This window comes from Beijerinckia sp. L45 (genome assembly GCF_009765775.1).
Classification (GTDB): Bacteria; Pseudomonadota; Alphaproteobacteria; order Rhizobiales; family Beijerinckiaceae; genus RH-AL1.
Window position 1 is genome coordinate 18,043 of sequence record NZ_LMUU01000172.1, and the last position, 6,134, is coordinate 24,176.

Annotated in this window: 8 protein-coding genes and 1 pseudogene; 7 read left to right on the plus strand and 2 right to left on the minus strand. The window is 62.8% G+C overall.

Going from position 1 to position 6,134, the window contains the following annotated elements; translation table 11 throughout:
* A partial coding sequence (locus tag GSQ79_RS18995; protein ID WP_210253135.1) for a M15 family metallopeptidase occupies positions 1 to 534 on the plus strand: 534 nt, incomplete at its 5' end.
* A gap of 35 nt (positions 535 to 569) precedes the next feature.
* Here GSQ79_RS18995 and GSQ79_RS19000 read toward each other — a convergent pair.
* Positions 570 to 1,124 carry an addiction module antidote protein gene (locus tag GSQ79_RS19000; RefSeq protein WP_158810241.1) on the minus strand — a complete coding sequence of 185 codons (555 nt, stop codon included), beginning with the start codon at positions 1,122 to 1,124 and terminating at the stop codon, positions 570 to 572.
* Positions 1,125 to 1,127: 3 nt separating this feature from the next.
* Positions 1,128 to 1,409, minus strand: coding sequence for a type II toxin-antitoxin system RelE/ParE family toxin (locus GSQ79_RS19005; protein ID WP_158810242.1), 282 nt, complete (start codon positions 1,407 to 1,409; stop codon positions 1,128 to 1,130).
* A gap of 249 nt (positions 1,410 to 1,658) precedes the next feature.
* On the opposite strand from GSQ79_RS19005, the gene GSQ79_RS19010 reads away from it, so the two are divergent.
* The 6 genes and pseudogenes from GSQ79_RS19010 to GSQ79_RS19035 form a co-directional block, all read left to right on the plus strand.
* On the plus strand, positions 1,659 to 2,270 hold the full coding sequence (locus GSQ79_RS19010; protein ID WP_158810243.1) for a phage baseplate protein: 612 nt from the start codon (positions 1,659 to 1,661) through the stop codon (positions 2,268 to 2,270).
* A 12-nt stretch (positions 2,271 to 2,282) separates the two neighbouring features.
* Positions 2,283 to 2,597 carry a hypothetical protein gene (locus GSQ79_RS19015; protein WP_158810244.1) on the plus strand — a complete coding sequence of 105 codons (315 nt, stop codon included), beginning with the start codon at positions 2,283 to 2,285 and terminating at the stop codon, positions 2,595 to 2,597.
* A gap of 8 nt (positions 2,598 to 2,605) precedes the next feature.
* Entirely contained in the window at positions 2,606 to 2,986 is a 381-nt protein-coding gene (locus GSQ79_RS19020; RefSeq protein WP_210253136.1) for a hypothetical protein, read from the plus strand.
* Positions 2,986 to 4,188 (plus strand): hypothetical protein, encoded by a 1,203-nt coding sequence (locus GSQ79_RS19025; protein ID WP_158810245.1) that lies wholly within the window; start codon positions 2,986 to 2,988, stop codon positions 4,186 to 4,188. The genes GSQ79_RS19020 and GSQ79_RS19025 overlap by 1 nt, the downstream gene beginning before the upstream one ends.
* Positions 4,189 to 4,197: 9 nt before the next feature.
* Positions 4,198 to 5,064 carry a DUF2612 domain-containing protein gene (locus GSQ79_RS19030; RefSeq protein WP_158810246.1) on the plus strand — a complete coding sequence of 289 codons (867 nt, stop codon included), beginning with the start codon at positions 4,198 to 4,200 and terminating at the stop codon, positions 5,062 to 5,064.
* Positions 5,065 to 5,077: 13 nt separating this feature from the next.
* Positions 5,078 to 6,134: pseudogene (locus GSQ79_RS19035) on the plus strand (hypothetical protein); the annotation flags it as partial.

Consider the following 6,134-nt stretch of genomic DNA (forward strand, 5'->3'; position numbering starts at 1 on the left):
AGCAATGGCGCTCGTCTGTCGGAGCACGCCTACGGCAATGCCGTCGACGTGAACCCTTTCGGCCTCGGCAACGGCTTCCATGATAACCGAACAGACCTGCCGGCCAACGTCAGCAAGCTTGCGGCAGAGAACGGGCTGTCCTGGGGTGGCGACTGGCGTAACCGGGACAACATGCACTTCGAGTGGCGCGGTGTCCGGCCTTGGGAAAAGAAGGACGCGCCGACGCCAGCCGTCGGGGAAAAGCCGACGTCGGAAGATTTGATGCGAGCTCAGAACGAGGCTTATCGAAGCCCGAAGAACCCGTTCCTGCATGGGAAGCCCAAGACAGATACACCCGTCCGTCCGCTGGGTGACACCCCGACCATCCACCAGAGCATGCTCTACAACATGGGCGGCGACACCAACCTCACCAGCGCCGGGACCTACAAGGTCAAAGGCGGCGACGCGAAAAGCAATCTTGCCGCGGCGCGCGTCATGGCCGACCAGGCGCATCGCGACCTGATCAGGCGAGCCGAGGGCGCTAATGTCGGTTGAGAGAACACGGAAAGGGTGGCCCCGCAAAGCCATCCTTAGCCGCTTTTGCCAGCCGAATGACGCCTCGTCTTCACCGATGCTTTCGGAGATGAGGCTGCCTTGGAGCTGCCAGCCTTCTTGGGCCCGACGGATGCTTTTGTAGCGGTGGCCTTCTTCGCAACGGCGGCTTTCGCGATCGCCTTAGTTGCCGAGGCTGCCTTGGGCCGAGCGGATGCGGTCTTAGCCATCGCTGGAGCTCGAAATCCGCCATGGGCCTTTGCAGTTAGCGCTGGCCGCCGAACCGCTTTCTCATCGCGTTTAGGCTTTACGGCTATCTCATAGCCAAGGGCATCTGCGACCTTCACTACGGTCGCAAATAAGGGATTGCTGCCGTCGGCGAGGGCCTTGTAGAGACTGTTTCTCGTCAGTCCGGTCTCTTCCGACAGTGCAGCCATACCCTTCGACCGCGCAACGGCGCCGAGCATCTTGGTGATCACGGCGGGATCGCCATCATCGAAAGCGACGGAGATCGTTGCCTTGGCATCCTCTGCGGTGTGGATGTAGTCGGAGAATTCATAAGGCGCCACAATGACGTTTTTCTTGAGGGGCATCGATCAGTCCTCCAGTAGACTTAAAGCGTGCTTTATATCGGCCGACTGATTAGATTTATTGCCGCCAAACAAAAGCGTGATTTCTGAACCCTCTTGAATATAGTAGACGCGATACGCGGGCCCGAATGTGAAGCGCAGCTCGCTTGCTCCCTTGCCGATCGGTTTCACGTCGCCGGGATTGCCCCCTTCGAGACGTACAATCCGCACCTCGATCCGAGCGCGAGTTTTGGCGTCGGAGAGGCCGCTAAACCAAGCGTCGTAGTCAGTCGTTCGGCTAACAGCCATCTCTCAACATCTCCTATTGATATTTGTATCCTGTAGGATACAAGAATGCAAGCGCCCGGCTGTCGGGGTGGTTTGGTCACTTGCGCGCGGAACCGAAATCGCGTAGCAATCCTGAACTGACCGGTGCTGTGCTTAAGCCCGCCCGTCATCGCAAGCGCCCGAGGCTGAGAGCCTGCCGGGCGCTTCTTCGTTTCCAAATCACTGAACGTTTCGCCACCGAGGCGGCCCTCTCTCTTCGCGGATCTGCCGATGTCGTTCATCGATGGACTCACGTCGGCGGCGACGCAGATCCTCGGCGACGCGACGGCGCCGTACGCCCTGTTCACCTCCGCCACGCGCTATATCGGCACGCTCGTCTTCGACGTCACGGTCCGCGAGGTCCATTCCGACGAAGATACCATCACGGTGCATCCCGTCGAAAACGGGACGCCGATTTCGGATCATGTTTTCGCCAACCCGCAGGTCGTCGAGATCACCTGCGCCGCCTCGGACTCGACCGCGGGCTATGCCGGCTACATCCAGGATGTCTATCAGGCCATGCTGGCGCTGAAGGCGACGCGGCAGACCTTCGACGTCTCGACTGGGAAACGCTTCTATTCCAGCATGCTGTTCGGCAACATCACCGTGGTAACGGACGAGACGTCTGAGTTCGCGCTGATGGTCACGGCCCGTCTCCAGCAGGTCATCATCTCGGACACGTCGGGCTCCGCCACGGCATCGCAGGCCAACCAGGCCACGCCCGCCAGCACGGCACCAGAGGTGAACACAGGCAATCAGACGCTGCAACCCGCGTTATTGCCGACCCTCCCGGCCGGCGTCGGCAGCGACGCCGGTGTCACGACGACGGCACCGGTCGGTTAAGCGAGGCGGCTCATGACGACCGTCTTCGAAATACCGCTATCGCCGCAGCCTACGACGATGACCATCGCGCTGGGTCCCACGACCTACAAGCTGCGCTTCCATTACGCGAACGTTGATCAGGGCGGCTGGCTGCTCGACATCAGCGATGCCTCCGGTAACGCGCTGGTCTGCGGTATCCCGCTCGTTACCGGCGCCGATCTCCTCGCGCAGTACGCCTATCTTGGGTTCGCTGGAAAGCTGTTCGTCATGACCGATGGCGATCGTGGCGCGGTACCGACGTTCGAAAACCTGGGCGATACCGCCCACGTCTATTTCGCGACGAGCTGACGATGCGCGTGAGAGCTCTGTCAGCCACGGGCGACATGACGTTCGGCCAAGGGCAGAAGAACTTCTGGGTCAATCAAAAGCAGGGCGTCGCGCAGAAGGTCCAAACGAGGCTTGGCCTCTATGTCGGTGACTGGTTTCTGAGCCTGTCGGATGGCATGACCTGGCGCACCGACGTACTCGGGCTCCGCACGGACTCGACCCGCGATCCCGCGATCCGCGCCCGCATTCAGGGCACGAGCGGTGTCGTCGGCATCAGCAATTACAGCAGCCAGCTGGTCCGCGGCACCCGCGATTATACCGTCTCGGTTTCGATCGACACGGCCTACGGCCAGACCTTGGTCTCGACCCAGGTCCCCGGCCCGAACGGTGACGTCAGGAGTTCGCGCTGATGGGTACGGCGGGCACCTTCACCTCGACCGTCCCGGTGCCGACCGTCACCGCCGCCGGCTGCGTCATTCCGGCCTTTGCCGACATCCTTGCCGCGCTGCAGAATGATTACCGCAGCGTCTACGGCAGCGACGTCTCGCTCGATTCCGATGACCAGGACGGCGAGTGGGTCGGCATCCAGGCCACCGCCTTCAACGATTATTGCGCCGCCTTCGCCGCGGTCTACAACGCGTTCTCGCCTGCGACAGCACAAGGCGCCGGTCTATCCAGCATCGTCAAAACGAACGGAATCGAGCGGCTGATCGCCGGTTTCTCGACCGCCGATCTGACGATCGCCGGCACCGTTGGCACCATCATTTTTTCGGGCGTTGTCTCGGACGGCTCCAACAAATGGTCGATGCCGACCGTCGTCACGATCCCGCTGTCGGGTCAGATCGTCGTCACCGCGATTTGCCAAACTGCTGGAGCCATCACGGCCGCCGCCGGGACGATCTCAAGCATTCAGAACATGACGAAGGGGTGGCAGTCCGCCTCGAACGCGGCCGCTGCTTCGCCAGGCGCTCCTGTTGAGCAGGATCCCCAGCTTCGCGTCCGTCAATCCGAGTCCACGATGCTTGCCGCGACCGGTGTCGTCGACGGCATCTATGGCGCCATCGCCGCTCTCGGTGTCACCCGGCTCCGGATTTACGAGAACGACACCAACGCGCCAGATGCAAACGGCATCCCGGGCCACTCGATCTGCGTCGTCGTTGACGGCGGCGACAACACCGCGATTGCGACGGCGATCGCCAGCCGCAAGCTGTCGGCCGGCACCTACGGTACCACCGTTGTCACGGTTACAACCGGCGCAGCCGGTATCCCGCGCGCCATCAACTTCTTTCGGTCGACCCAGCCGTCGATTTCCTGGGGGATCAGCATTAAGGCGCTGACCGGCTTCACCGTCGATGTGCAGACCCAGCTTCAGCAGGCCTTGTCGGACTGGACCAACGCGCTTGGAATTGGCGCCGGGTCGGCAGGACGCATCATGCTGGCACGCGCTTATGCGCCGGCGTTGCTGACTGGTGTCGCGGCAAGCACGTTCGAGCTGCTCGGCCTCACGGTCTCGCGTGACGGCAACCCGCTTACCGCGGCGGACGTCGCCATCGCCTTCAACGAGGCGCCGTATTGCGATCCCACGCTCGTCACCGTGAACGCAACGACCTGATCGCGGCCGATGGCAGAGACCTCAGACTACCTCGCGCTGATCCCGCCGCTGCATGCGGGCCAGCCCAACTTCGTCGCGACCGTTGGATTTTCGGTCGATCCGCTAGCGCGGATTCAGTCCGCGCTCTTCGCCCTTATCGACGACTTTGATCTCGACGATGCCATTGGCGTCCAGCTGGATGCGGTCGGCGTCCGTGTGGGCCTATCGCGTCTCGTTCCCTACGCGCTGCAGGGACTGTTCTTCTCCTGGGGCGACCCGATCCGCGGCTGGGGCGCCGGCGTCTGGAAAGGCCGCTACGACGTCGGAACCAGCCTTTACAGTCTCGACGACGACACCTATCGCCGCCTGCTGTTCGCCAAGATCCTGGCCAATACCTGGGATGGCACGGTTGAGGGCGAAGAGGGCATCTACAACGCCTACTTCACGGACCAAGCCACGCTCGTCTTCGTTTCGGACGATTCCTACTCGGCGCAGCCGAAGGAATTCTTCACCTGGGGCGATCCGAACCGTGGCTGGGGCCGAGGGACGTGGGTTCCGGCCGACGCGAACCTGAATGATCCGAGCCTGTCGTCCGTCGACATGAAGATGACGGTCGGTTTCGCCGGCAAGATCCCGCAGGTCATCGATCTCGCGATCCTAAACGAAGGCCTCGTCGGCGCGAAACCGGAAGGTGTCACCGTCGATATCGCGGTGACCTCCGTCGACGGCGCCCCGCTGTTTGGTTTCGGGATGGACAACGAATTCATAACCGGCTGGGGCGGCGGCGCATGGGCCGTGAAACCAGCCGATCTCATCGGACAGTCCGCACAACTCATCGTGCCGGGCACCCTCGACTTTAGCCTCGCTGAAAACAGCGGGCTCCTCGGTCTTCTCTGATCGGATCCTTTTGATGCCTCAGAACCAGTTCAAGACCTTCGCCGCTGGCGACGGAGCGAACACGCTCGACCCGGCGACCTACGCCGCCCAGGGCTATCTCGCGCAGGGTTTCCAGAACGGCGTCGCGCAGCCCTACGACGTCAACACGGTTCTGCGTCAGGTCACTACCATCGCGGCGGCGATGGGCCAGTTCACCGCCGACAACCAGCCGGCCGACGTCCTCGACGATGGCATCGTCGCGAACTTCGAAGCCAAGTTCACCGCGGCGCTGAAGGGCGTCATGGCGTCGAGCTCCGTTCACTACGGCGTCGCGACCGGGACCGGCGACGCCATGGTCGTCACGGCGATTCCGCCGATGGTTGCGGCGACGTCCGGCGGGTATCAACCCGGCAGCTTCCTTGTCGTGAAAACGCCCGCGACGCCCAACGCGACGACGGCACCAACACTGAACGCCAACTCCATCGGCAACATCGATATTACGCGCGCCGGAACTGGCACGCTTGCGGTCGGCGACAATCCAGCCTCGACCTGGATGATCCTATTCTTCGATGGCGTCGGCTGCTACCGCATCGGGCTGACGAAAAGCGACGTCATCGCCGCTGCCCCCACACCACCGGCAACAGCACTCTGGCACACCGGCAGCGATAGTTCGTCCACCGCAACCGCCATCGTCGCCACGGCGACCCCCGCCGTCACCGCTCGCACCGCAGACCTCGCCTACCTCATCTTCCCGGCCCATGCCTGTGCTGGTGCCACCACGATCAACGTCGGCTTCGGCGTCGAGCCGCTGACGCGCAGCGATGGGTCCGCATTGCAGTCTGGCGACTATGCCGCGGCGCAGCCCCTCGTCGTCATCGACGACGGCACCGACTTCCGCATCGTCGACCTGACACCAAGCCAGGTTCTTGCGATTATCGTCGCCAACCTCCCGACTGTCGCGCCCTCCCTCAGCCCAGCGCGCAATCTTCAGTCCTTCACGGCGGCCGGAGCCTTCTCGTTCACCGTCCCCGCCAACGTGACGTGGCTGTATGCCACTGTTGTTGGCGGTGGCGGCGGTGCCGGAACCGGCG